This window comes from Thiocapsa marina 5811 (assembly GCF_000223985.1).
Taxonomy (GTDB): domain Bacteria; phylum Pseudomonadota; class Gammaproteobacteria; order Chromatiales; family Chromatiaceae; genus Thiocapsa; species Thiocapsa marina.
The window spans coordinates 249,693-273,005 of record NZ_AFWV01000008.1; the positions used below are offsets into that span (position 1 = coordinate 249,693).

General features: G+C 65.9%; 19 protein-coding genes. 3 read left to right on the forward strand and 16 right to left on the reverse strand.

Features of this window, described 5'->3' with window-relative positions:
- Positions 1-186 precede the first annotated feature (186 nt).
- Positions 187-828: an orotate phosphoribosyltransferase gene (pyrE, locus tag THIMADRAFT_RS13390; protein ID WP_007193589.1), complete on the reverse strand. Its 642-nt coding sequence runs from the start codon at positions 826-828 to the stop codon at positions 187-189.
- Between the two features lie 84 nt (positions 829-912).
- On the opposite strand from pyrE, the gene THIMADRAFT_RS13395 reads away from it, so the two are divergent.
- Positions 913-1,599: a sulfite exporter TauE/SafE family protein gene (locus THIMADRAFT_RS13395; protein ID WP_007193590.1), complete on the forward strand. Its 687-nt coding sequence runs from the start codon at positions 913-915 to the stop codon at positions 1,597-1,599.
- A gap of 186 nt (positions 1,600-1,785) precedes the next feature.
- Here THIMADRAFT_RS13395 and THIMADRAFT_RS13400 read toward each other — a convergent pair whose 3' ends face one another.
- From THIMADRAFT_RS13400 to THIMADRAFT_RS13435, 8 genes are all read right to left on the reverse strand, one after another.
- The gene (locus THIMADRAFT_RS13400) at positions 1,786-2,229 is read right to left on the reverse strand and encodes a DUF4426 domain-containing protein (RefSeq protein ID WP_007193591.1); all 444 of its coding nucleotides are present in this window, start codon (positions 2,227-2,229) and stop codon (positions 1,786-1,788) included.
- A gap of 239 nt (positions 2,230-2,468) precedes the next feature.
- On the reverse strand, positions 2,469-2,774 hold the full coding sequence (locus THIMADRAFT_RS13405; RefSeq protein ID WP_456119698.1) for a DUF167 domain-containing protein: 306 nt from the start codon (positions 2,772-2,774) through the stop codon (positions 2,469-2,471).
- Positions 2,775-2,800: 26 nt separating this feature from the next.
- Positions 2,801-3,376, reverse strand: coding sequence for a YggT family protein (locus THIMADRAFT_RS13410; RefSeq protein WP_007193593.1), 576 nt, complete (start codon positions 3,374-3,376; stop codon positions 2,801-2,803).
- Positions 3,373-4,203 carry a pyrroline-5-carboxylate reductase gene (proC, locus tag THIMADRAFT_RS13415; RefSeq protein WP_007193594.1) on the reverse strand — a complete coding sequence of 277 codons (831 nt, stop codon included), beginning with the start codon at positions 4,201-4,203 and terminating at the stop codon, positions 3,373-3,375. The genes THIMADRAFT_RS13410 and proC overlap by 4 nt, the downstream gene beginning before the upstream one ends.
- Before the next feature lie 34 nt (positions 4,204-4,237).
- Positions 4,238-4,963: a YggS family pyridoxal phosphate-dependent enzyme gene (locus THIMADRAFT_RS13420; protein WP_007193595.1), complete on the reverse strand. Its 726-nt coding sequence runs from the start codon at positions 4,961-4,963 to the stop codon at positions 4,238-4,240.
- Between the two features lie 11 nt (positions 4,964-4,974).
- On the reverse strand, positions 4,975-5,598 hold the full coding sequence (gene rdgB, locus THIMADRAFT_RS13425; protein ID WP_007193596.1) for an RdgB/HAM1 family non-canonical purine NTP pyrophosphatase: 624 nt from the start codon (positions 5,596-5,598) through the stop codon (positions 4,975-4,977).
- Between the two features lie 40 nt (positions 5,599-5,638).
- The gene (rph, locus tag THIMADRAFT_RS13430) at positions 5,639-6,358 is read right to left on the reverse strand and encodes a ribonuclease PH (protein WP_040731487.1); all 720 of its coding nucleotides are present in this window, start codon (positions 6,356-6,358) and stop codon (positions 5,639-5,641) included.
- A 72-nt stretch (positions 6,359-6,430) separates the two neighbouring features.
- Positions 6,431-7,357, reverse strand: coding sequence for a serine/threonine protein kinase (locus THIMADRAFT_RS13435; RefSeq protein ID WP_007193598.1), 927 nt, complete (start codon positions 7,355-7,357; stop codon positions 6,431-6,433).
- Between the two features lie 268 nt (positions 7,358-7,625).
- Between THIMADRAFT_RS13435 and THIMADRAFT_RS13440 the strand changes: the two genes are divergently transcribed.
- Both THIMADRAFT_RS13440 and THIMADRAFT_RS13445 read left to right on the forward strand, forming a co-directional pair.
- Complete coding sequence (locus THIMADRAFT_RS13440; protein WP_007193599.1) at positions 7,626-8,492, forward strand: YicC/YloC family endoribonuclease; 867 nt, start codon at positions 7,626-7,628, stop codon at positions 8,490-8,492.
- Positions 8,493-8,496: 4 nt separating this feature from the next.
- Positions 8,497-9,357, forward strand: a complete 861-nt coding sequence (locus tag THIMADRAFT_RS13445) for a CHAP domain-containing protein (protein ID WP_007193600.1) — start codon at positions 8,497-8,499, stop codon at positions 9,355-9,357.
- Positions 9,358-9,598: 241 nt separating this feature from the next.
- Here THIMADRAFT_RS13445 and THIMADRAFT_RS13450 read toward each other — a convergent pair whose 3' ends face one another.
- The 7 genes from THIMADRAFT_RS13450 to THIMADRAFT_RS13475 form a co-directional block, all read right to left on the reverse strand.
- Positions 9,599-12,820 (reverse strand): DEAD/DEAH box helicase, encoded by a 3,222-nt coding sequence (locus tag THIMADRAFT_RS13450; protein ID WP_007193601.1) that lies wholly within the window; start codon positions 12,818-12,820, stop codon positions 9,599-9,601.
- Positions 12,817-14,679 (reverse strand): GmrSD restriction endonuclease domain-containing protein, encoded by a 1,863-nt coding sequence (locus THIMADRAFT_RS13455; RefSeq protein WP_007193602.1) that lies wholly within the window; start codon positions 14,677-14,679, stop codon positions 12,817-12,819. The genes THIMADRAFT_RS13450 and THIMADRAFT_RS13455 overlap by 4 nt, the downstream gene beginning before the upstream one ends.
- Positions 14,676-15,227 (reverse strand): hypothetical protein, encoded by a 552-nt coding sequence (locus THIMADRAFT_RS27475; protein ID WP_007193603.1) that lies wholly within the window; start codon positions 15,225-15,227, stop codon positions 14,676-14,678. The genes THIMADRAFT_RS13455 and THIMADRAFT_RS27475 overlap by 4 nt, the downstream gene beginning before the upstream one ends.
- An 11-nt stretch (positions 15,228-15,238) precedes the next feature.
- Positions 15,239-17,632, reverse strand: a complete 2,394-nt coding sequence (locus tag THIMADRAFT_RS13460) for a DUF1156 domain-containing protein (RefSeq protein ID WP_007193604.1) — start codon at positions 17,630-17,632, stop codon at positions 15,239-15,241.
- Positions 17,633-17,738: 106 nt separating this feature from the next.
- Entirely contained in the window at positions 17,739-19,463 is a 1,725-nt protein-coding gene (locus THIMADRAFT_RS13465; RefSeq protein ID WP_007193605.1) for an ATP-binding protein, read from the reverse strand.
- 14 nt (positions 19,464-19,477) lie between these two features.
- Positions 19,478-19,912, reverse strand: coding sequence for a DUF7680 family protein (locus tag THIMADRAFT_RS13470; protein WP_007193606.1), 435 nt, complete (start codon positions 19,910-19,912; stop codon positions 19,478-19,480).
- Between the two features lie 65 nt (positions 19,913-19,977).
- Positions 19,978-23,103, reverse strand: a complete 3,126-nt coding sequence (locus tag THIMADRAFT_RS13475; protein WP_007193607.1) for an ATP-binding protein — start codon at positions 23,101-23,103, stop codon at positions 19,978-19,980.
- Positions 23,104-23,313 lie beyond the last annotated feature (210 nt).

Consider the following 23,313-nt stretch of genomic DNA (forward strand, 5'->3'; position numbering starts at 1 on the left):
CCGCGCCCTGCGCGGCATGCGTCGTTTGTTGATTTGGTTTGGCCGCGCCGGCTCCGATCATTGTCGGAGCCGGCGCGGTTTAAAGTATTAAAAGATATAAAATTCTAAACCGCGTCTCCGCTAAGAGCCGTGGATGCACCCGACGTCGAACTCACGCTAAAGTGAGCATCTCGCTCTGGACGCGGTTTAGGTCCCGTAGCGTTCCCGGTAGGCCCGAACGGCCTCGGCGAAGGCGTCGAGCTCGGGGCGCTCCTCGAGGTAGGTCACGAGGTCGGTGAGGCTGACGATGCTGTAGACCGGGATGCCGAAGGTCGCGGTCACCTCGGCGACGGCCGAGCGTCCGTCCTGGCCTTGCTCCTGCCGATCGAGTGCGATCACCACGCCCGCCGGCTTGGCCCCGGCATCGCGGATGATCTGCACCGATTCACGCACCGAGGTGCCCGCGGTGATGACATCGTCGATGATGAGGATACGCCCGGCCAGAGGGCTGCCGACGATGAGACCGCCCTCTCCGTGATCCTTGATCTCCTTGCGATTGAAGGCATAGGCGGTGTCCCGGCCCGATTGCGCGGCGAGCGCCATGCTGGTCGCCGCCGCCAGCGGGATGCCCTTGTAGGCCGGCCCGAACAGCACGTCGAAGGCGGGTGCGGCATCCAGGATGCATCGCGCGTAGGCGCTCCCGAGTCGGGACAGCCGCTCGCCCGTGTTGAAGAGGCCGGCGTTGAAGAAGTACGGGCTTCGGCGTCCGGACTTGAGCGTGAAATCGCCGAAGCGCAGTGCGCCGATCTCGGCGGCGAAGGCCAAAAATTCGCGTTGGTAGTCTTTCATAAGGGGTTCCTTTCGGACCTTTGAGCCGATTGGCGAGAACTGACCGCCAATAGCCGATAGCCCGCTCTAGACGAGGTACGGAGCATGATGGAAACAGCGCCGGGGATCTACTTGACCGCCTTTCTGGTCGGCCTGCTGGGCGGTGTCCACTGTCTGTCGATGTGCGGCGGTCTCGTGGGCTCCTTGACATTGGGTTTGGACCCGCGGATCCGTCGCGACCCCTTGCTCATGTTGCCCTATCAGTTGACCTACAACCTGGCCCGCATCGCGGGATACGCCACCGCGGGCGCGCTGTTCGGCGGACTCGGCGCCTTGCTGCTCCAGCTCGACGCCTTTCAGGTCATGCAGCGCGTCCTCTACGGCCTCGCCGGGGTCGTGATGATCCTGCTCGGGCTCTATCTCGGCGGCTGGTGGCGTCTCATCGCCGTGGTCGAGCGCGCAGGCGCGGTGCTCTGGCGACGTCTCGAGCCCTTGGGTCGACGCCTTTTGCCGGTCCGCAACCCCTTGCAGGCCGCGGCGCTGGGCTATCTCTGGGCCTGGATCCCCTGTGGTCTCGTCTACAGCGTCCTCATTACCGCGGTCGCGACGGGCAGTGTCCTGGACGGTGCGCTCGTCATGCTGGCCTTCGGCGCGGGTACCCTCCCGAACCTCCTCGGCATCGGCTTTTTGGCCGGCGCTGCCGCCCGCATCTCCGAGCGCGCATGGGTGAAGCAAGTTGCCGGCCTCTTGGTCATCGGCTTCGGCCTCTACGCCCTCTGGCAACTCTATTAAATCGCGCTCTTCATTGACATGCCCCGTCATCAGATGAGCCTTGGTCGTGCGCACATGGAACGCTGGAGCTGGCGCGATTTAAGTATTCAAAAATTAAATTGCTTAAACCGCGTCGGCTCCAAGGTCTGTTCGCGGCCAAATCCGGCCCTTTCAACTCGAACCTCGCCTGTCGCAAGAAGACGCGGTTTAATCCGTGAAGAACTGCTGCTGCAGCTCGATCGCCGCGGGCTCGCCACCGGGCGGGGTCACCTGGATCTCGAAATCCACGATCTGCAGATCTGCGATCGGAAACTGACCGACATAGGAGACGCCTTCCCCGACACGGATCTCGCGCATCGGGATCATGCCCGCGGGGCCGTCGCCGGTGCGTGCGGTTGCCTCGACCTGTGCGGGTACGTTTTCACGCGTACCGTCCGGGTGCGGCTTGACGACCGAGACGGTCAACACGCCGTTGAGCTTGCTGCGCTGGATCCGGTAGAGATTCGCGATCTCGGGATTGAGGGTCTCGGCCGTCATGGCATTGGCGTAAATGCTGTAGTCGCCTGCCGTGACCGGGCCTTCGGCCCAAGCGCTTTGGGCGGCGAGCAGACCGGCGGCAATCACAATCCCAAGGGTCCGTTGAATGAACATGGTAAACCTCGTTTGGCGGATAAGATGAACCGCGTCCGTTGCGAGATGCGTTCTCGACACGTGGGCTCGGACGCACATGAATCAACGGCCGTCACAGTCACCGCGGATCAGGAGTTAAGAAATAATCTCAGAACGTCAATCCGGCCTTTGCGTTTCAACGACTCTCTTCAGGCTAAACCGCGCCGTCGACGAGTCGACGGATTTGCCGCGGCACCGCGGGCCGGATGCAAGAGGGTCTGTCACTGCGAGCGCGGTTCAACCGGGATCGGGAAGGTCCGCGGCGCCTGAATCCGCAGACGCTTGTATCGCGAGTGCTCGCCGCCGATGACGGACACCTTGGACGGCGCGACGCCGAAGGCATCGGCGATGAATTTGCGCAGCGCAGTATTGCCCTTGCCCTCGACCGGGGGCGCCTTGATGGCGACCCGATAATGGGTGCCTTCCGCGCCGATGAAGGCGTCCTTGGGTGCGCGCGGTTTCACACGCAACGTCAGCTCCAAGGCGTCCCCGTCCCAGCGAGACCAGGTTCCGGCGTCCAACGCGATGACCGGCGTCGCGCTCGAGGGCGGCTTCAGAACGGACTGCCGACCAGCCACTTGAGCGGCGGGATCAACAGCATCTCGAGTAGGACCAGCCCGATCATCACCACCATGGGCGAGAGGTCGATCCCGCCGATCGGCTGAATCAACCGCTGCGCTGGGCGCATGATCGGATCTGTCAGGCGAGTCAGCAATGCCACGGCGGGGTTGTAGGGATCTGGATTGACCCAGCTCAGGATGACGCGAATCAGGATCCCGAACAGGAAGATGTTGATGAAGAGTTCGACCACGGCAGGTATCGCCCAACCCAGCGCACCGAAGAGCGAGACGTTCAGCCCGAGCACCGCGACCAGCAGCGCCAGCTCGACGGACTTGAGCAGCCAGGCCACCACCAAGGCGGCCAGATCCATGCCGGCGTAGCCCGGGATGACCTGACGCAGCGGGCGCAGCACCGGCGAGGTCAGCTTCACCACGAACTGCGAAATCGGGTTGTAGAAGTCGGCCCGCGCCCACTGCAACAGAAAGCGGATCGCCACCAGCGTGATATAGAGGCCGAACAGGGTCTGGATCAGAAAAACGGCCGGGTTGGTCAGATAGGAACCGCTCATGCTTGCTCCGAAAGGCTCCGTGAGAGATCGACTGCACGATCATGCGCGGCGCGCGCCGCGCGTTTCATCAGGGCGTGTAGATCGGCCTTGAGCAGGTGCTCGAGCGCACGCTCTGTCGTACCGCCCGGCGAGGTGACACGCTCGCGCAGCTGCCCGGGCGTATCCTCGCTCTCCACCGCCATCTTGGCGGCACCCAGCGCGGTCTGGATAGTCAGGAGGCGGGCGGTGTCGGCGTCCAGCCCCAGCGCGATGCCGGCCTCTTCCAACGCCTCCATGAAGAGAAAGAAGTAAGCCGGCCCGCTCCCCGAGAGTGCAGTCACCGCATCGATCTGGGCCTCGGTCTCGACCCAGCGGGTCAGGCCGACGGCGCGCAAGATGGTCTCGGCACGGTTACGGCCCTCCTCGCCGACCTCCGCGCTGGCATGCAGCCCGATCGCGCCGGTCTGAACCATGGCCGGCGTGTTGGGCATGGCGCGCACGACCGGCAAGGTGCCTCCGAGCCAGCGCTGGATCGCCTGCTCGGGCACGCCGGCCATGATGGAGAGCACGAGCGGCGCACGCGCGGTCACGGCATCCGCAATCTCTGCGCAGACCTGTGCGGCGAGCTGCGGTTTGACGCAGAGTACGAGTGTATCGGTCTCGGCCAGTGCGTCGCGATTGTCGGCGAAGACCCGGACCCCGTAGCGGGTTTGCAGCATCCGGCGGCGATCTGCGCTGGGATCGGCGACCTGGAGCGCGTCCGGCGCATAGCCGTCGGCAACGAGACCGGCGATCAGGCTGGTGGCCATGTTGCCGCCACCGATAAAGGCAATCCTGGTTGTCGTCATGTCGAGCCCTAAAGAGATCCGAGGCTGATGAAGGTCATTGCTCCGCATTATACGACCGTGGCCCGAAGACTGCCGTGCCGACCCGAACCAGGGTCGAGCCTTCGAGAATCGCGGCCTCGAGGTCGTCCGACATGCCCATCGACAGACATTCGAGCGGGCGGTTCGGGGTGGCTAGCCGGTCGCGCAGGAGACGCAGGGCACGAAACGGCGCGCGTCGGGAATCGTCGTCCTCGGCGGGTGCGGGGAGCGTCATGAGTCCGCGCACATCCAGGCCGGGCAGGGTCTCGCACGCGGCGATCATGGCGGCGACCGCGTCCGGCTCGACACCGCCCTTTGTGGTCTCGCCGCTGACGTTGACCTGGATGCAGACCTTGAGCGGGGGCAGCTCGCTCGGACGTTGCTCGCTCAGACGACGGGCGTGGGCCGCATCGGACAGACCGTGAACCCAATCGAAACGGGTCGCGATCTGGCGGGTCTTGTTCCCCTGGATCCGGCCGATGAAGTGCCACTCGATATCGGCAAGGTCGGCGAGCAGGGCGATCTTCTCGATCGCTTCCTGGGCATAGCTCTCGCCGAATGCCCGTTGACCGGCGGCGTAGGCGGCACGCACGGCGTCGGAACCGTGGGTCTTGCTCACCGCGAGCAGGGCGACACTGCCCGGCGGGCGCCGAGCGCGCTCGACGGCCGCGCGGATGCGCGCCTGCACCTCGCGCAGACGCACCGGGATGCCGTCGTTGCCGATCGTCTCGAGCCTGTCCATCGTCCGGCCCTTCAGACGTCGGCGCCCGCCGACTCCAAAATGGCCCGCAGCGCATGTAGGGCTTGACCCCGGTGGCTCAAGCGGTTTTTGGTCTGCGGATCCAGCTCCGCGGAGCTGCACCCGTGCGTCGGCACCCAGAAGATCGGGTCGTACCCGAAGCCGTGCTCGCCGCGCGGGGCGGCGAGGATCGAGCCCTCCCAGGTGCCTTGGCAGATGAGCGGTGTGGGATCGGCGGGATGGCGCAGATAGACCAGGACGCACTGGAATCGGGCGGTGCGTTTGGATTCCTCCACCCCCTTCAGGTCGTCGAGCAGCTTTACCAGATTGGCCGTATCGGATGCCCCGGGCCCCGCATAGCGTGCGGAATAGATGCCGGGCGCGCCGGCGAGCGCGTCCACCTCCAAGCCCGAATCGTCGGCTAGGGCCGGGAGATCGCTGTAGCGCGCGGCATGGCGTGCCTTGAGGATCGCGTTCTCCACGAAGGTCAACCCCGTCTCCTCGACGTCCGGCACGGCGAAATCGCTCTGCGGAACCGCCTTGATGCGGGCGCTCAGCAACAGCTGATTGATCTCTCTGACCTTCCCCGGGTTGTTGCTGGCCAGGACGAGGGCTTCCCCTGCGTGCGGGATACTCATGCAATTCTCCTTGTCGAGCGATCGGGTGCGAGCACCCTTGTCATGCGCTTTCGAGCGCGGCGCGCTGAGCGGTTTGGATCTCGCGGATGCCGGCGGCGCCGACCGCGATGAGTGCATCGAGCTCGGCGCGGCTGAAGGGTGCGCCCTCGGCGGTCCCTTGGACCTCGACGAAGCGGCCTTCGCCGTCCATCACCAGGTTCATGTCGGTTTCTGCGCCCGCATCCTCGGCATAATCGAGATCGAGGACCGCAACTCCTTTCACGATGCCGACCGAGACGGCGGCGATCTGCGTGTGCAGCGGATCGGTCGTGATCTCTCCGCGTGCCAGCAGCCCGTCGATCGCGTCGCGCAACGCGACCCAGGCTCCGGTAATGGAGGCCGTGCGGGTGCCGCCGTCGGCCTGCAGGACATCGCAGTCGAGCGTGATCGAGCGCTCGCCGAGTGCGCTCAGATCCATCGCCGCACGCAGCGACCGACCGATCAGGCGCTGGATCTCGAGCGTCCGTCCGCCCTGCTTGCCCCGGGCAGCCTCGCGCGGACTGCGCGTATCGGTCGCGCGCGGGAGCATCCCGTACTCGGCGGTCACCCAGCCCTTGCCCTGGCCCTTGAGAAAGGGCGGGACTTGCGACTCCACGCTTGCGGTGCAGAGCACGCGCGTCTCGCCGAACTCCACCAGCACGGAGCCCTCCGCATGGCGGGTGAACCCGCGGGTCAATCGAATCGGACGCAGCTCGTCGGGGCGGCGCCCGGACGGTCGCACAAGGGCGTTTGCAGGGGTGTCTGTCATGGCGATGCGTGCTCTCGAAACCGGAACGGGTATGGGGTGGCGCGACTACTCTGATTCACTCGGAGGCGTGCCCGAGACCGTATCCGGGTTCGGGTTTCGGGCCACCTGCTCGAGGACCGCCTCAAGGAGCTCCCCGGCATCCTGCGGGCGGTCGCCGATCTCCATCGACATCGACCAATCGACCAGCCTGAGTAAGGGGAAAGGATACCGGGTTTTCAGCTCCTCCGTGGCCGGAATCAGGGTGTCTTCCTTTTGGCGCTCGGGTGCGGGGGGCGGCGTGCGTCCCTCCATGCAGGCGCGGATGCTGGCCCCGACCGCGTAGACGTCCGTCCAGGGTCCGATATGACCGTCGCGCATATATTGCTCGATCGGCGAATAACCGGCAGTGACGACCTGTCCGCCTCGCGCGCGGCTCTTCGCCAAAGGGTGCACTGCACCGAGGTCGAGCAGCATGGGCCGGTTGCCGTGTCGAAGGTGGATATTCCCCGGCTTGACGTCGAGATGGACCATGGAGCGACGATGCAGCAGCGACAGGGCATCGAGAACCGGGATGAAGACATCCAGGATGAAGGTCGTGCTCAGGCCGCCGCGCCGTGCCTGGACATAGGCCCCGAGATTGCGCCCCCGCTCGTTGGGCATGACCAAATAGCCCGTGTCGTTGGCGAGGAAGAAATCCAAGACCCGAACGATCGAAGGGTGCTTCAAAGAAGCCAGCGCCTTGGCCTCTTGAAAGAACAACTTGCGTCCTTGATGAAGATTCTCGGCGAGCTGCGGCTCGCTCGCGATCAACCGTCCGGCACTGTCGCGCCGCGCGATCTTCTTGGGCATGTACTCCTTGATGACGACCTCTTCGCCCGAGTCCTCGTCGTAGGCGAGGTAGATGAGGCTGAATCCGCCCTGCGCGATGGTCTTCACGACCCGATACGGACCCAACAAGGTGCCCGCGGGAAGGCTGTCTCGGGCGACGGCCATGATGGTCTCTGTCGGTCTCCGTTCGGGGTTCGGCGGCACGCAGTCGGCCGCAGGGCGTCAAACGCTCGGGACGGAATCCTGCGCCCGCGCGCGAAACAAGGCAACGTGCGTCTCGCCGTTGCGTCGGGCAGATCGACCCGGATAATGGTCGCCCCGAGCCCGGATCCACGCGAGCGGTCGCACGCACTCGGTCTCGCTGCCGCTTGTCGCGCCCGAGCGGCGACGCCTACAACGTCGCACCCACATCCATCACCGCAGGTAAGACTCCATGATCAAAAGTATGACAGCCTTCGCGCGCGAGTCGCGCGCCGGTGATTTCGGTGAGCTGACCTGGGAGCTGCGGGCCGTCAACCATCGCTATCTCGAGCCGCATCTGCGGTTGCCCGAGGAGCTGCGCGCGCTCGAAACCGGTGTGCGCACGCGACTGGCTGCCCGTGTGCAGCGCGGCAAGCTCGACTGCAACCTGCGCTACGTCCCGGCCGTCGGACTCACGGGAAGCCTGCGGGTCAACCGTGCCTTTGTCGAGCAGCTCATCGCGGCCGGGCAGGAGGTCGGCGCCATCATCGGTCGAGGGGTCGACCCGTCGCCCTTCGAGCTGTTGCGCTGGCCCGGCGTGCTCCAGGAGCAGGACCGCGCCCTGGATCAGGTCACGGCTGCCGCGCTGGATCTTCTCGAAACCGCCATCGACACCCTTCTTGCCACCCGGGAGCGCGAGGGCGAACGCTTGGAACGCCTTCTGCTCGATCGCTGCGACCGCCTTCAGGAGAGCGTGGTGCGCGTGCGCGCCCGGATGCCCGAGGTGATGACCGGCGTGCGCCGGCGTCTCGCCGATCGCCTCGCCGAGCTGCGCGCCGAGCTGGACCCCGCACGCCTCGAGCAGGAGATGGCCCTGGTTGCGGCCCGCCTGGATGTGGACGAGGAGATGGACCGTCTGGAGGCCCACGTCGCCGAGGTCCGGGACGTGCTCAAACGCCGCGAGCCCGTCGGGCGCCGCCTGGATTTTCTCATGCAGGAGCTCAACCGCGAGGCCAACACCCTGGGTTCGAAGTCGGCCGACGTAGAAGTCACCCGAGAGGCGGTCGAGATGAAGGTCCTGATCGAGCAGATGCGCGAGCAGGTGCAGAATTTGGAGTGACGCGATGGCTCCTCGCGAAAAACCCTCATTTCGATGCCCAGGCGCCCTAGCGTGTGTCGGGGCGATCGCCGCGCTCCTGCTGCTCGCACTGACGATCGGACCGCTGTCGGCCGATGCCCCGCCGACCCTGCGCGAGCTGCCGCGCACCGACGGCGAGGGTCTGCCGCCACCGCGGGCGGCCATCGGACCGCTCGAGTGGCCACGCCTGATCGCCGAGAGCCGCCGCGCCTGCGAGGGTCCGTGCGCGACGCCCTTCGGGCAGGTGCTCGGGGTGGCCGACGGGGCCGCGGCCCGCTCGAACTGTGTCTCCACCTGCCTGCACCCCGAGCGGAGCTTTCTCGACCTGGAGACCGGGGAGGTCGCGGTGTCGCGCGATGCGCCGGCGGGGGGTGCGAAGCACTACGTCGGCATCACCTACCAATGTGTCGGATACGCCCGGCTTTGGTGGATGAAGAGCCGTTCCCTGACCTTCGGCGATGTCGAAATCGCCCACGACATCCTCTACCTGACCGAGGCAACCGACCCGCGCACCGGCGCGATCGTGCCGCTGGGGCGCTCGCTCAACGGGACCGCGCGGCGTCCGCCCGAGCGCGGCGACTTGCTGGTGTATCTGGCCGATCGCGAGGATCCGGAATGGCGCGCCGGACATGTCGCCGTGGTCGTCGACGTGGACCGCGAGCAGGGTCTGGTCGCGCTGGCCGAGGAGAACTACGACAACCGGCCCTGGGAGGATCCGCAAGCCTTCGCGCGGCGCATCGAGATGTTCGAGATCAACGGCCGCTTCACGCTGCTGGACGTCGCGCCGAACAGCCGCACCAGTGCCGATGGCGGTCGCATCGGCGGTTGGGTGTATCCGGTGCACTGAGCGACCCTGGGCAGCCCGCGGCGCCGGCGCGCCCGGATCGATCGCCCCACCGCGCGCTTGGCGACCCAATCGCAGGGCGGTGACGGCGCGGTTCCCGTCGAGGGTTGCGGCGATGCGGTTCAACGGGGCGCGAAGCCCTGGGGCCGGTGCGTTGGTCAATAGTCCGAAGGCGTCATCGTGAGGTTGCGCCAGTCGCGCAAGGGCGCCACCAGGCTTGCCCCGCCGTTCGAGCCATCTCCCCTCAGCGCTCGGTTGGGTAGGTCGTCGCCGACTGCCCCGCGACCAGCGAACGAAAGTCCGCGCCTTCAATCTCCTGGCTCTCTGCAACTGCTTCCGGCACCGGGAACACCGGGCTTCCAGGCGACCACAGTTCGGTGCTGTCGGGGTGCTGCTCGTAGTAGTCGGGATCCGTTGTGACGCGCACCGAAGCCGGCATTCCCGGCGCCTGCCAGGACCAGTCGCGCGTGCCGAGCGCCTTGGTTTGAACGCCCGGCGGCAGCAGGTCGGGGCGGGCGAGCAATGCGCCGAGATCGGTCAGGTCATAGCGGGCCGGCGGGCGCTCGGGCGCATCGAGGTCGTCCGCGGTGACCTCGTCGAGGTCGAATCCGGCCTGCTCGGCGGATTCCACCTCGGCGGCGATGTCCGTGACCAGGTTGGCCCTTGCCCTCTCGCGATCCTCCGGCCGGCCCAAGGCGACCTCGGTGATCGCACGGGGCAGGCGGGCGAGGATGGGTTGGAGGCGTCCGACGAAGCTCTGGAAGAGGTTGATGCGGTGGCGTAGCGCCTCGTAGACGTCGGCTTCGACGGTGTCCTGATAGTGCAGATTGACGATGCGGATCTCGGGGTGTTCCTGACCGAGACGGTCGATGCGGCCGATACGCTGCTCGACCCGCATCGGGTTCCAGGGCATGTCGTAATTGACCAGCGCTCCGCAGAACTGGAAGTTCAGACCCTCGGCGGCGGCGTCGGTGCAGACCATGATCTCCGCGAGGCCATCCCGAAAGCGCTTTTTCGTCGCATCGCGTGTGATCACTTGCCAGTCGCCCGCCGGGGTGAGGATCTCGCCGCCGCGCCCGGAGAAGCAGATCACGCCGGGGCCGAAGGTGTCGGCGATGCGTCCGCGCAGAAAGTCCATGGTGTCGGTGTACTGGGTGAAGACCATCGCCTGACGGTAGCCCTGCTCGCGCAGCTCGCTCAGAACCTCCAACAGGACCCCCGCCTTGGTATCCGACGGGAGGCGTTCAGCCGCGGCCAGCAGTGCCCGGATGTCGCCCATCTCTTCCAGGGCGAGGGCTTGGCGTTCCAGATCGATCGCCTCTTCGGCGTCGATCTCGTCCTCGCCGAGCTCGTCGTCGGGCACGTCCTCGTCGACTGCACCGGCCACGCCCAGTGCCGGGCCGTATCCCGTTTGGCCCCCGACGGCCGCCAGTCGACCTTCCAGGGTCCGGCTCAGTGCATGGAAGCTGCTGGCCAGGCGCCGCCGATAAATGGTCATGACGAAGCCCACGGCGGTGCGCTCATCGGCTGCGGCGTTGTCGTAGGTGCTGCCGATATAGTCCTCGACCTGCTCGTAGACCAGACGCTCGGCCGGGGTCATCTCGACGAAGCGATCTTCGACCTTGCGGGTTGCGATCAGTGCCTTGAGCTTGCCGGCCTGCTGGTAGCGGCGCAGCAGCTCGCGGGTGTGCCGCGAGATCAGGGCGCGCAACGGGGTGTGCAGTTTCATCAGACGGACCGCTGCCCGGCGCTCCGGGGTTTCGAGCTGTTTGAGCGGAATGGACGCGGTGTCGCGCAAGGCACGCAGGATCTTGCGCACCTTGAGGCGACTCAGGCCCGGCAGGTGGCGCATCGCATCCTCTTCGGCCAAGGCCCCATAGGTCACCTCGGCGGCCTGGAACAGGTCCGCCATCCGGCGAAGCTGGGCATGCGATTGATTCGGCGCAGCGGCGTACTCGAAGAAGTCCAGGAAGGCACGCAGGTTCCAGTCGGCGGGCAGCCCGAGCAGGGCCATCAGGTCCCAGACCTCGACAGGGCTGACCTGCATCGGGGTCGCGGTCAAGAGCACCAGCCCTTGCGTGCGCTCGCGGAGGCTCTGCATCAGACGCAGCAGTTGATTGGGCCGCTGGTCGGCACCGAGACCGCCGCCGCCCCGTCGGGCATGATGGGCCTCGTCGAGCACCACCAGGTCCCAGGGCTCGGCCCCGGACAACAGCTCGGCCGCACGATCGCGCCGCCGCATCAGGTGACTGGAGACCAGCACGCAAGGCTCACGGTGCCACGCCTTGGCGTCGACCGGACGTTGCGCCTCGCCCTGGAGCCCCCGCGACGCGTACCAGCACAGCCGCTGCCCGTCGTAAATGGGCCAATTCAGATTGAACTTCTCGCGCAGCTCGATCTGCCACTGGCGCAAGACGGCCTTCGGCGCCAGCACCAGGATCCGCTTCGCCCGGCCGGCCAGCCAGGCTTGGCGCAGCAGAAGGCCCGCTTGAATCGTCTTGCCCAGACCCACCTCGTCGGCGATCAGCAGTCGCGGCGGCCAGTGGTCATAGAGACGTTGAAAGGCCCTGACCTGATGGGGCCAAGGGATCACTGCGCTCGTCGCTTCGCCGACCCGTTCGCCGCCATCCGGCCAAGCCGGGGCATGGCGGATGTAGCCCCACACCAGGCGGCGCGGGTCCGACCGGGGTTCCGGGCTCGGTGATTCGGGAATCGGAACGATCGGCTCCGCATCAGCCGACGTCGTTCTCAGCCGACCCGGCAGGTCGTCCTTGGGCAGAAACTTCAGCAGCTCCAGCCGAACGGCCGCCGGCACGTCCATCACGATGGCGCTCGCCGTCTTGTTGGCCCAGAGACGCTGAAAGCTGTCCTCTTCGGCCTGGACATGGGCGGTGCCGCCGCCCCCATCGGCGCCCCAGGTCGTGAAGACATGGAAGCTGTCCCAGTTGTGCTTCCAGCCGAACTCGGTCTCATTGATGCTGCCGCTGAAGGCCAGCCGGTTTCCCGCGCCGTCCTCGAGAATACCGGCCTTTTCGTGAAAGAGACCAAGGCCCGCGATGGGCTTGCGGCCCTCGTCGCAGGGCACGGCTACCTTCACGTCCAGGTGGCCCTTGGCGACCATCCAGGCCAGCAGTCCAAGGGCGTCCACCGCAGTGGCGTCATCCGCGCCGAGTGGCTCGGCCAGCAGCGCCGCCTCCACCCGGTCGCGCAGATCGGCGCCTTGCTGGATGGCAGCAACATCTTGGGGCTTCAGGGTGCATCCCACGACAAGGCGCATCCGACCGCGGTTGCGGACGAGACCCTCGATTCCACGGGCGGCGAGGGCAAGGGCGTAGGCGGAGAAGTAGCCGGTGGAGCGGTCGTAGCGCACGGCGCATTCCAAGGCGGGGACATAGAACCCGGTGACCAAGTCGCCCTGCTCCGGACTGTACTTGGTCAGCCAATCCCTGGCGGTGAGGAGACTCACGCCTCGTTCTCGTCGGAGCTGTCGTCGCCGTTCGACTCGGTGACCGGCTCCTGCTCGGAGGCTTGTTGCAGGACAGCCTTGCCCATCGCCGCGGCAATGCGGGTCACCAGGGCCTCCTCGCGAGCGGCGAAAAAACCCTCGAAGTGGTCGTCTCGAAGTCGCTCTGGATCGATGACGTGGGTCCCGAGGATCTGATCCATGCGCTCGGCATCGATGCCCGCCTGGTCCTGAATGCGCTGGAGATAGGCACTCGGCGCCTGCCCCCCGATGATCCGATTGGTCCGCGCGGACACTGCCGCCTTGTTGACGATGGAGTTGTAGCGTTGGGACGTTATGCCCTGCTTGACGCACCACGCCTGGGGAAAGATGTGGTGGATGTCGATTCGCTCGTCCCAAAAGCTGGCCTCGTCGATGGGTACCCCGGTGCGGAAGTCCTGCGCACCGTCGCGCATCAGTAGGGCATGCAGCCCCTTGTAGGCTGCGCTGTTACGGGTCCTCAAGGTCAGCAAGCGGGTTCTTGAAAAGTTGGCATCGATCACCGTCTGCGGCTCCGGACCTCCGTCGATCCAGGCCAGGACCTCCGGCACGTCGCGTGCGAAGCGGGATTCGACACCCCCGCCGTATAGCTCCCCGAAGACCCCGCACCAGAACCATAGGGCCACCTTTCGCCGAATGCCATCGTCCTCCCAGCGCTTGCCGAGGTTAATGAGGATGGCCGCCAAGGGGATCACCTGGGTCTGGTAGGGCAAATCCCAGGGCGAAAAAATGTTCTGCTGAAACAGGAAACGTGCGGCGCGCTCGAATCCCTCCACCGCCGCGTCGGCCCATTGGCAATAGCCGCTCAAGGGCAGGTTGAGGATCGTTACGCGCTTGCAGCTCACGGCTGCGGCCTGTTCCGGCTTGAATCCGTTGGTCAGATCGGCTTCGCGGCGGGCAATGGTGTAGAGCAGTGCCACAACCTGGAGAAAGTCGGTGTTGGCCAGGCGCTGCAGCACCCTCTTCTGATGTAGGCGCGGCTCCCGTCCGGCAACCTTGCGCTCCTGGTTCCCGAACCAGTCATCCCGCAGGTTGAAGTTGTCCGCCGCGTAGGTGGCGGTCAACAGCTCGAAGGCAGTCAGCGAGACGCCGCCGGTGTTCACCTTCTCGAAGACCTGGCACACGGCCTCTTTGGAGGTCGTCTGATGCAGCACGATCAGCGGGACCTGATACTGCTTGAAGGCGTTCAGCACCCGCTTGCCGAACTCGTTGTAGAACTTCTGCCGCTCCTTGTCGAAGTCCCAGAACTCGGAGTAGGCCATCCGCCAATCGTCGTCCTCGAGGACGTTGCGGATGGGAAAAAGCTCAGCCTCGTACTCGCGCTCGGGGGTCGAGTAGTCGGAGATCAACTCACCGCGGAAGTTGAGCAGTTGGCGGCTCTCCGGCAGACCGACGATTGCCTCCTCCAGATCCTCCGGGGACTGCACGGCCTTGCGCATATCGATGTAGTACCACCGCTTGACCTTCTGTTTCTTGGCGTTGGTCGTCTCCACGACCTCGTCCAGCATCAATGCTTGGTAGAGAGAGGTCAGCCGCTGCTGGCCATCCAGGACCAGGCGCTCGGGCTCCGGCCGGCCCTGGGGCGGAAAGGTCACGCCCTGCACGGGCCTGGGCTGGAAGCGCACGTCGCCGCCGGTCTTGAGCATCATCACGGCACCGATGGGGAAGGATCGGGCGACGCTCGCAAGCACCGAACGGATATGGTCGTCGTCCCAGACCCACCCCCGCTGGAAGTCCGGGAGCTGGGTCTTGCCGTCCCCCAACTGTTTGAGCATGTCGGAGAGGAATTCCTTAGTGGTATCGAAGGTGGTCAGGGTGCTCAAGCGTTGTCCTCCTGCCAAAGCGCCAACTGTGTCGGTTTATCCACGCGGTCCGCGAAGGCGAGGCGGCGTAGATTCTCAAGAACCTCGAAGTCGCTGGCTGACGGGAGCACGGCGTCTGCCGGGTCGAAGCCGGTGAAGGCTCGGGACGGGGGCAGGACTTCGAGCACGGCTTCCAGGGCCGAGAGGAGGAGCGGCTCTTGGGCGACGCCCGAGCGTTCGAGCAGTTCTTGGGCGGCCTGGAGTGTGCGGGTGTGGCCGGCGTGCGCGGCGTGGTGGATGGCGTCGATCCAGCCGCGCGAGCCGTCGGGTGGTCCGAGTGCGCCTTTGGCGGCGCGCATGGCGCTGTCCCAGAGGATGACGTTGCTGGTTTTCTTCTCCGCGACCCGCCCGATGACATCCCGGTCCATGTCCAGGCCGACGACTCGGGCCAGGCGCAGACCTTCGTCGTAGGGAAACTGGGGGGCTTGGAAGGCGTCCCAGGCGAGCACGAACCACTCGGTCAGAGGATCAAGCTCCACTTGGCGCTGCATATGGGTGAGCGATTCCATGCGCCAGCGCTTCACCTCCCGGCGGGCGGCGTCCAGGGCGTCCTCCGGCGTCGCCAGATAGGGATCCCAGCCATCCTCAAACAGCTCCGCTTGGCGTTGACGGCGTTTCGCCTCGGGCACGGGGCGAGGGGTGCCGCGACGCACGGCCAGTGACGGGAGAATTCCTCCAGGGCCGGCCCGAAGCAAGAGAGGTAGAGGTCGACGCCGCGGATCCCGGCATCCTGGAAGTCCTTGATGCGCGAGCGCACGGCAGCTCGGACTTTGGGCTCCAGATCCTCCCAGTAGAGCGCGTCGTCGCCCTCGGCTCGCGCGGTGCGGGGTCGACAAATCAGGAAGATGGTGCTGTTGGCGGCGGACTTGTCCTTGATGTGCAGCGAGCCCTCGGCCTCCGTGTTGATTGGCCAGCTTGCGGTAATCACGAAGCCGGCCTCCATCAGACCCTTGGTCAAGGCATCCCAGGCGCCGGTCGCTTTGTGGGTGAACATCAGGGTCATGATGCCGTCCGGTTTCAGAACGCGCCGGCATTCGGTGAAGATGGCCGCCATGCGTTCCCGATAGTCCTGATTAGCCAGTGATTTGGCGCCCTTCTCGCCGCGGAATTTGGCCGGGTTGGCGACCGCCTCGTGCTCTTTGTCCGTCAGCGCGCGGCGGAACAGCTCCGGGTAGACATAGCCCGCGGTGCGCTTGAGCCAGACATAGAAGAAGTCCGACAGCTCCGCGTACATGACGTTGTCGTAGTAGGGCGGGTCCATCACGACCAGGTCCACTGCGCCATCCGCCAGATGGTCCAGGCTGTCGCCGGACTTGCAGGTGATGGTGACCGGGGGCGGGGTGAAGGGTGGCGCGGCGAATAGATCCGCATGGCGCGTTTGCTTCTTGGCGGCCTTGACGTCGATATCGGGACGGACCAGGTCCACAAGCTCGCCGATGCACTTGGCGGTTTGCTCGATGGCCCAGTCGTAGCCGAGGCCGACGATCAGAGGTGCCATCTCGGCATAGGACCAGTTGAATGCGAAGTTGTGCCGGTTGAATGTGTTGGCGACCACTTCGCGAGTGGGCATCCAAATGGACATCCGGGAGTTGTAGTTCAGCAACTTGTCCAGCGATAACGCGAGGTAGGCGAAGGCAGCCTTGGTCTCGTCTTGCAGTGCGTACTTGGTTTGTTCTGATTCCAGCAGTTCCCGAAAGACCTCGACGCCAATGCCGTGGCACAGCAACTGCCGCGGAGAAAATACGTCGCGCCAGAGGTACATCCCGTACATCCGATGTCCCCTGTCGTAGTTGGACGGTTCTCCGATCACCTCCGTAGGCACCAGACCCAACGCCTCCCACTCCGGCAACTTCTCGGCCAGGCGCTCGGCGATGAGGTCGGAGACCTCGTCCTCCGGGCACGGGGCGCGGTAGCCGCGCACCCACTTCTCGCGCTTCTTGCCAGTCTTGGTGGTGGTCCACGTGCTCCGCTTGTAGACCACCGCGTAGAGCTGCTCTGCCATCCGCCCCGCCTGGGCTTGGCGTTTGACCTCCTCGCCATCAATGGTGCGATCGCAGTCCGGGAAGGGGCACTCGGCGTCTCCCCCCTTCACGGTGCCTTTCGCGTGCTCGGCCGCCTTATTGACGATCTCGAAATCGCAGATTCGGCCAGCGGTACTCGGCCCGTCACCTAAGCGTGGTTTGAGACCTACGCCAGCCCCGCTCGACGCTAAGCGCCAATTTGGCGACAGGGGAATTAGACCGTCGCAGTAGGGGCAGGTGATGGTCCGAGCCCAGAGGTAGGTCGTATCGATCTGGTCGGGCGCGAAGGGTTGAGGAAAAAAGGCGGTCTGGCGAGCCTCGACCTCTGCCCTCCAAGTCTGGCTCAGCCGAAGAAACTCCCGATGAACGTCGAGTCCAAACCGAAGGGGCCAATCAACGGTTGCGCGGAGTATAAGAGCCGCGACCGGATTCAGATCGTTGGCTGCGGTGTTGAGGTTGAGTCGCGTGGCTTCAAACGGGATGCTACCTCCGCCTGCCGTGGGGTCCAAAACAGTCGGGTCATCAATACCAAGACGACGTGCCTCATAACGGAACCACTCCAGATCCTCTTTCCCAGGCAGGTGACCGAAGGCTCGTTTGTATCCGTAAGGGTCTTCAACGCGGACACCGTTGCGGACAGCTCGGTCCATGGCTGCCCGAGCCGCAACCGGATCCCCGTGAATTCCCAGCAAGTGCATGAACCGCTCGCGATCAGCATCCGCCGGGAGCAGCGCGGCAAGGATGGCCGCACGGGAGGCGACCAGCGGGCGGCGCGCCCACCAGACGTGCAGACGGTTGGGCGCCGGGAAGGGCGTCATTGGAGTGCGCTCGCGCAGGCCCTCCAGGCCGATCTCGGCAATCGGCAACCAGGTCTCGATCAGGCGGGTGGTCATGGAATCCTTCAGTCCGGGTCTCGTCGCCGTTGAATGGCCGCAGAAATGCGCGCGCGCATTTCTGCGCGCAATTCCTCAGGGTAAATGCGCGGTAAATGCGCGCCGCTCATTTCCGCGCGCAATCCACGCTGTAGCGGGCCGAGCGTCCCGCACCGCCGAGTCGGATATCCGGGTTCTCGGCCCGCAGCTCCAGCATCAGACGCACCACCTGATTCCTGTCGTAGTGGGTGATCTGTCGGATCTCCTGGTTACTGAGCCCCGGCTCGCCACGGCGGGCGCGGTCTTTCAGCACGCTGAGCGTGCGGGTCTTAGCCGCCTCCCAGGCGATGCGCCGGTTGCGCTCCGGGTGGCCGGGCCCTGCCAGGCGCCGATGCAGATCGGGGCGCAGCACCCAGTAGGTGCCGCGCCCGGTGCCGCCGCGCTCCAGATAGCCCAGGCCGGTCTCCATCTCGTTGAGCAGATCTCGGGCCGCGGGCTCGGTGCGCTGGCATAGGCGGGCGGCGCGGGCGGTGTCCAGCTCGGGATGGCCCAGGAGGTCATGCAGGATCAGCAGGTGCTCGACGCTGAGGATGCGGCCGGCCTGACCTTCGTCGGCGACGAAGAGGCGGAAGGGGCCGGAGATGGGCTGCTTCCGGAAGGAGACCACCACGGATTCGCCGTGCTCCGCCAGGTTGGGCGGGGCCTTCCCCTCCTCGAGCATGGACTGAAACATGCGCCGCACGCCGAGGTTCATGCGATTGACCAGGCGCAGGCGTACCAGGGCGTTGACGAGCAGCGGATTCCGCGGCACCGGGCGGTGGCGCAGGATGTTGTGCGGCGAAACGCCGCCGATGAAGCCGCCGGCGTTGGCGATCTCGATGCGGTCCGGGTATTGGCTGACCAGTAGCGGACCGCCGATGCGGAAGTCCTGATGGCACAGCGCGTTCATCAGGGCCTCGCGGAGCGCGATCTCGGGATAGGCGCGATACTCGTGATGAAAGAGTCCCAGTTCCAGGGTGCTGATCGGGTTGTCCGCCATGATGCGGTCGAGCATGCGGTTGAGGGCGACCGGCAGGGCATCGTTGCCGTCCAGGCGGTCGCTGTAGGCGGTGTCGCTCGCCATGCGCACATGTGTCCAGACGTAGCTCGGCAGGTGACGGCGCAGGGCCTCGGGGTGTCCGGCCAAGAACAGGCCGGCGAAGTTGAGTCGGCCTTGCGTGAGCAGGTCCAGGGCCGCCAGTAGGTCGTGGTCGGAGAGGTGAAGCAGGTCCTCGGGGGCACGCTCACGGCGGGCGGCGTCGCGCAGTTGTTCCATGGCGCTGGCCGAGAGCAGGTCGGCCGGACGGCCCTCGACCAACCCGGCGGTGAAATCGGTCTCTCCGGTCTCGATCAGGACGCGGCGGCGCAGGCTGCCGGTCATGGGCTGGCAGTCCTTGCCGACCCGCACCTTGGCCCCGCCCTGGCTGTCGGTGTACGGGGGCAGCCCGCCGTGGACCTGCATGATCAACAGACGACCGGTGCCTTCGGGGACGAACAGGTCCTCGAAAACCGGGGTCAGGCGTGGATCGGTACGGTCATAGACCGCCTTGAGCAGGAGGTTGACATCGATCTCCGGTGGGACGCCGAGGAGGGCATCCGCGCGTCCCACCACCCGGTCGCGCACTCCGAAGACAACCGTGCCCCCGCCGCCGTTGGCCATGCAGATAGCCATTTCGACCACCTGATCCACGGCCTTTTCCCGGCTGCGCTCGGGCCACTCTTTGAAGTCGAGGTCCTGATCCTCCAGGGCGTCGGCGGGTGCCGCGTCCAGCTCAGGCAACAAAGACTCGAGGTCGCGCAGGCTGCGAGACATGCCGGTCGGCCCCCTCAAGCCTTGGGATCGATCAACAGAAAACGCAGAGACATGAGCACGCGCCTGGGGTACTTGCGGTGCATGGCCATGCCCAGCCAGTAGGCGGCCTCCTCGCGGCCCATCTCCTCGATGCCCTCGGCGCAGGCGCGCATGTACTCGCGATTGCGCATGGGCGCCAGAACCCGGAAGAGGAGCCCGAGATTGAGGGCCAGGTCCTCGTCAAGGCTGAAGACCTGACGCGCGTCGGCCAAGGGTTCGCCGAGCTGGATGCGTGCCTTGGCGAGCCGCCGCAGCACGCGATGCTCGACCAGTGCGAGGTTGCGCCCACGCAAACCGGCGATCCGCACCGGGGCCTTGATGTGTGGCGTGGCGGGGGCCGGGACCTGCCAGATCTCCATCTCCAAGTCTTCCGCGCCATGGGTGCGGACCCACAGCTCATATTTCGGCATGGCTGTATCCGATCCGGCCCCGGCGCGGCCTGATTGGCCGGCTGGTCTGTACGAGGGCAAGGCGTTCACGCGCTGCCCTCGGCGGTGATGGCCACATAGGCCGCGCCGGTGCCGAAGCGAGTCAGTCGCTCGGCGAGCTTTTCCGGGATGTCTCCGGCGAGGCTGAGTCCGGTGTCGTCGAAGTGGATGTCGAAGCGAGCCGACAGATCCTTTTCTTTGGCCGCGCGCAGTTGGGGGTCCAGAAAATCTTTGACGGGTTGGGCGTCCGCGGGTGGACCGGTGAACTCGATCTCCAGCATTCCGCCCTCTGCGGTCTCGTAGCTGCCGGTGATGACAACCTGTTTGGTGGCGCCCTGGACGGCCGCGACCAGGCCCAGCAGGCGGAAGGCGTCGGTCGCGTCGAAGAGGCGCAGCTCCAGCGTGCGGATCCGGGTGAATTTGCGGGCGCGCGCCCGTTCCCAGAGCGTGGTGAGGGCCTCTTTGAGGACGCCCTCTTCGGTGAGGGTGTTCGATGGCTCCGTCGTCTTGCCGGTGGAGCCGGTACCAGTGCCCGTGGTGCCTCCGCCGGACGTGCCTGCGCCGGGGTCTTTCCCGCCTGCGGTGCCTTCGGATCCGCCCGATCCGGTTGATCCGCCCGAGGCTGTACCAGTGCCGCCATTGTTGCCCGTTCCGCCGCCGGAGCCGCCGACCGGGCCGGATCCGGGCGGGGCCTCGGAGACCTTCGGCCAGATGCCGCTCTCCTGTGCATAGGCGGCGGTGTGGACGAAGGACTGCTCGTCGATATGGATGTTGGCCCAGGGGTCCCCTTTGGCGTGGATCAGATCGCCGCTCTGATACACGAATTCGCCTCCCTCGATGCCGCGACGGATGCCTTTCACGAAGCAGTCGTCGCCCACCAGGATGGGCAGGCCGGGGTCGCGTCGGAACTCGGCGCGCAGGGCAGCCGTGGTGATGGTGCCCTTCTTCAGGGGCGTGCGGTCGCGGATATAGGTCGGCGAGTCCGGTTCGTCCTCGGGCAGGCGCAGTTTGTTGTTGGCGCGCAGGACTTCGACCACTTGTTTCTGGCCCTGGCCGGGTTTATCCGAGGCACTCTGGGTATCGATGGCGCTGTGCGCGAGGTCCAGCTCCGCGCCCTCGATCCGGTGCTTTGAGGCATAGAGGACGTGCCGGTAGCACTGCTGGATGGCCAGGGCAAGGTCGTGCTCGGAGCGTTGGTACCACTCCTTGATCCGGTCCTGTTGATGATCGGGCAGCTCGTTGAGCCGTTCCGGGCGGCGCAGCTCGTTCAGCGCCAGGCGCCGAACCATCTTATGCCGCATCTCCTCCTTGCGGGCCTGATCGGCCAACAGGAAGACGAGGTTGTTGCGGTTGAGGCGCAGGCCGCCACTCGCATCCTTCTGCGCGTAGATGCGACCGACCAGCTCGGGGACGGCGACATTGTCCGATGCAACCTCGACGGCATCGAACCCCATGAGAACCAGGGTCGGCTTGCCGTCGCCCGCGTCGTCCGGCACCTCGTAGGGACCGCCGGGGAAGGGGTAGAGGTTGAAGACGGTCCCGCCGAAGATCGATTTGATGCGGTCGTTGAGCTGTGCACGGGCCTCGCCGGGATCCGCGTGCTGCTCTTGACGGCGCAAGATCTGGGTCAGGTTGGCCTCGGCCAGAAACCGCAGCGGGACGTTCGGGCGGTCATCCAGATAGGCCGAGCCCTGCACGAAGCGCCGCCGGGCGTCGTCGATAAAGCTCAGGTCCGTGCCGGGCGAGAGGATCGACCAGCGAAGCTCTTCGGGGGTGGCTCCCTTTAAGTTCTCGTTGAAGGCCATGGTGTGAAACAGGATCGCCCGACCGACGTAGGAGCCATAGGGTGCGAGTCCCTTGTAATGATCGGCATCGAGCTGCTGGGCCAGCGCGCTTTGATCTCCATCCACTGCGGCAACGTCGGACTTGATGGCGGGGACGAATTGGCGCTGGCCGAGCCGGGTGACGATCTCCTGTCGAATGGGCTCGAAGCCAGGGTCGAGGTGATGCAGATGAATGGCGTAAACATCGGCGGGGCGCTGCTCCCAGAGCCGGCCGACGGTGCGGGCTAGCAGGCGCAGCATGCCGCGAACCCGCTGGAAATTGCCCAGAGTGGACATTTTTTCGCGCAGGGTGTCGATCAGCTCGGGGTGCAGGGGGTAGCCTGACGCGAAGGCTTCCAAGCGCGCGTCGCGGCCGCCGACCGGGGGAAGGTTGTCGCGGTGCTGCTCCCAAAGCTGGCGGTAGGATTCGATGACGGCGGTCGCTGCGGCGTCGTCGATTCGGTCGAAGAGTCGGCGGCGTAGGATCTTGACCGTTTCGTCTTCCTCTGTCGGGTCGAGCAGCGCGGCCTTGCGAGCCGAGACGCTCTCCGCCTCTTCCATCTTGTCGGCGATGAACTGATTTTCGTCGCTGTAGGCGTCGGTGGCCTTGCCGCCTTTGCCGATGGCCAAGGTGTAAACCACGGCGGCGTTGGGCGAGCTTTCCACTGCCTTGAACAAGGCGGTGAGGAAGGCCGTGAGTTGACCGCCCGCGGCCTCGCGGTCCCGGACCTTGAGCTTGCGCAGGTAGACCGACAATTCGTCCATCAGGATCAGCGTCGGCTCTCCGCCGAACAGTTCCTGGATGGTTGCTGCACCTGGCGCTCCGCCCTGCTCGTCGCTGCGCCGCAGCCGCTCATAGCCGTCTCGCCCGGCGAGGGCGTAGGCGATCTCACCCCAGGGTGTGTACGCACGCAAGTCGGATTCCAGCGGCCGGCCGTTCAACGGGTCGGCGTTCTCGCCGTCGAAGGCGGCGATGCGGACCTTGGTCGTGGGTAGGATGCCGGGGTCCAGGAACTCCGCGGTGTTGGGGACACCGGTCATCCCTTTGATGGCGTGGGTCAGGGCGATGAGCGCATGCGTCTTGCCGCCACCGTAGTTGGTGTCCAACCGGAAGATGGACGCGACCTGATCCGGACTGCCGGCGAGCCGCAGGCACACATTGCGCAGCAGGTCCTTGAGTCCGCGGGTCGGGTGCGTGTTCGCGAAGAATTTGACCGGGTCGAGGTACTCCTCGGGCGCGTCGCCGCGCAGAACCTGCGCAAGGTCGGCCGCGAAGTCCGATTCGGAGATCGTGCCCTTCAGAACGTCCTGGCGCGGTGTGCAGATGTCGAAGATGGTCGGCAAGGTCATAGTCCGTGAGATCTCGCGTCATGAATCCGAGGCGGTCGGTAAGGCCGGCCGATTTTCCAGTCAACCGGTTGGAGCTCGAAGCCTCGGCCTGCTCGGTTCCGATTGTCCAGTGGCCCTCGTGGTCATAGGGTTTGTAGCACGTCGCGGCAGACGAAACCAACTCCGCCGCGCTATCTCGGCGGCAGGAATGCTTCGATCGTCGCTCCCCGC

Excerpts from the sequence above, each read along its gene's own strand:
- pyrE (WP_007193589.1), bottom strand. The coding sequence starts at position 828 with ATGAAAGACTACCAACGCGAATTTTTGGCCTTCGCCGCCGAGATCGGC.
- THIMADRAFT_RS13395 (WP_007193590.1), top strand. The coding sequence starts at position 913 with ATGATGGAAACAGCGCCGGGGATCTACTTGACCGCCTTTCTGGTCGGC.
- THIMADRAFT_RS13400 (WP_007193591.1), bottom strand. The coding sequence starts at position 2,229 with ATGTTCATTCAACGGACCCTTGGGATTGTGATTGCCGCCGGTCTGCTC.
- THIMADRAFT_RS13410 (WP_007193593.1), bottom strand. The coding sequence starts at position 3,376 with ATGAGCGGTTCCTATCTGACCAACCCGGCCGTTTTTCTGATCCAGACC.
- proC (WP_007193594.1), bottom strand. The coding sequence starts at position 4,203 with ATGACGACAACCAGGATTGCCTTTATCGGTGGCGGCAACATGGCCACC.
- THIMADRAFT_RS13420 (WP_007193595.1), bottom strand. The coding sequence starts at position 4,963 with ATGGACAGGCTCGAGACGATCGGCAACGACGGCATCCCGGTGCGTCTG.
- rdgB (WP_007193596.1), bottom strand. The coding sequence starts at position 5,598 with ATGAGTATCCCGCACGCAGGGGAAGCCCTCGTCCTGGCCAGCAACAAC.
- THIMADRAFT_RS13435 (WP_007193598.1), bottom strand. The coding sequence starts at position 7,357 with ATGGCCGTCGCCCGAGACAGCCTTCCCGCGGGCACCTTGTTGGGTCCG.
- THIMADRAFT_RS13440 (WP_007193599.1), top strand. The coding sequence starts at position 7,626 with ATGATCAAAAGTATGACAGCCTTCGCGCGCGAGTCGCGCGCCGGTGAT.
- THIMADRAFT_RS13445 (WP_007193600.1), top strand. The coding sequence starts at position 8,497 with ATGGCTCCTCGCGAAAAACCCTCATTTCGATGCCCAGGCGCCCTAGCG.
- THIMADRAFT_RS27475 (WP_007193603.1), bottom strand. The coding sequence starts at position 15,227 with ATGGAATCGCTCACCCATATGCAGCGCCAAGTGGAGCTTGATCCTCTG.
- THIMADRAFT_RS13460 (WP_007193604.1), bottom strand. The coding sequence starts at position 17,632 with ATGACCACCCGCCTGATCGAGACCTGGTTGCCGATTGCCGAGATCGGC.
- THIMADRAFT_RS13465 (WP_007193605.1), bottom strand. The coding sequence starts at position 19,463 with ATGTCTCGCAGCCTGCGCGACCTCGAGTCTTTGTTGCCTGAGCTGGAC.
- THIMADRAFT_RS13470 (WP_007193606.1), bottom strand. The coding sequence starts at position 19,912 with ATGCCGAAATATGAGCTGTGGGTCCGCACCCATGGCGCGGAAGACTTG.
- THIMADRAFT_RS13475 (WP_007193607.1), bottom strand. The coding sequence starts at position 23,103 with ATGACCTTGCCGACCATCTTCGACATCTGCACACCGCGCCAGGACGTT.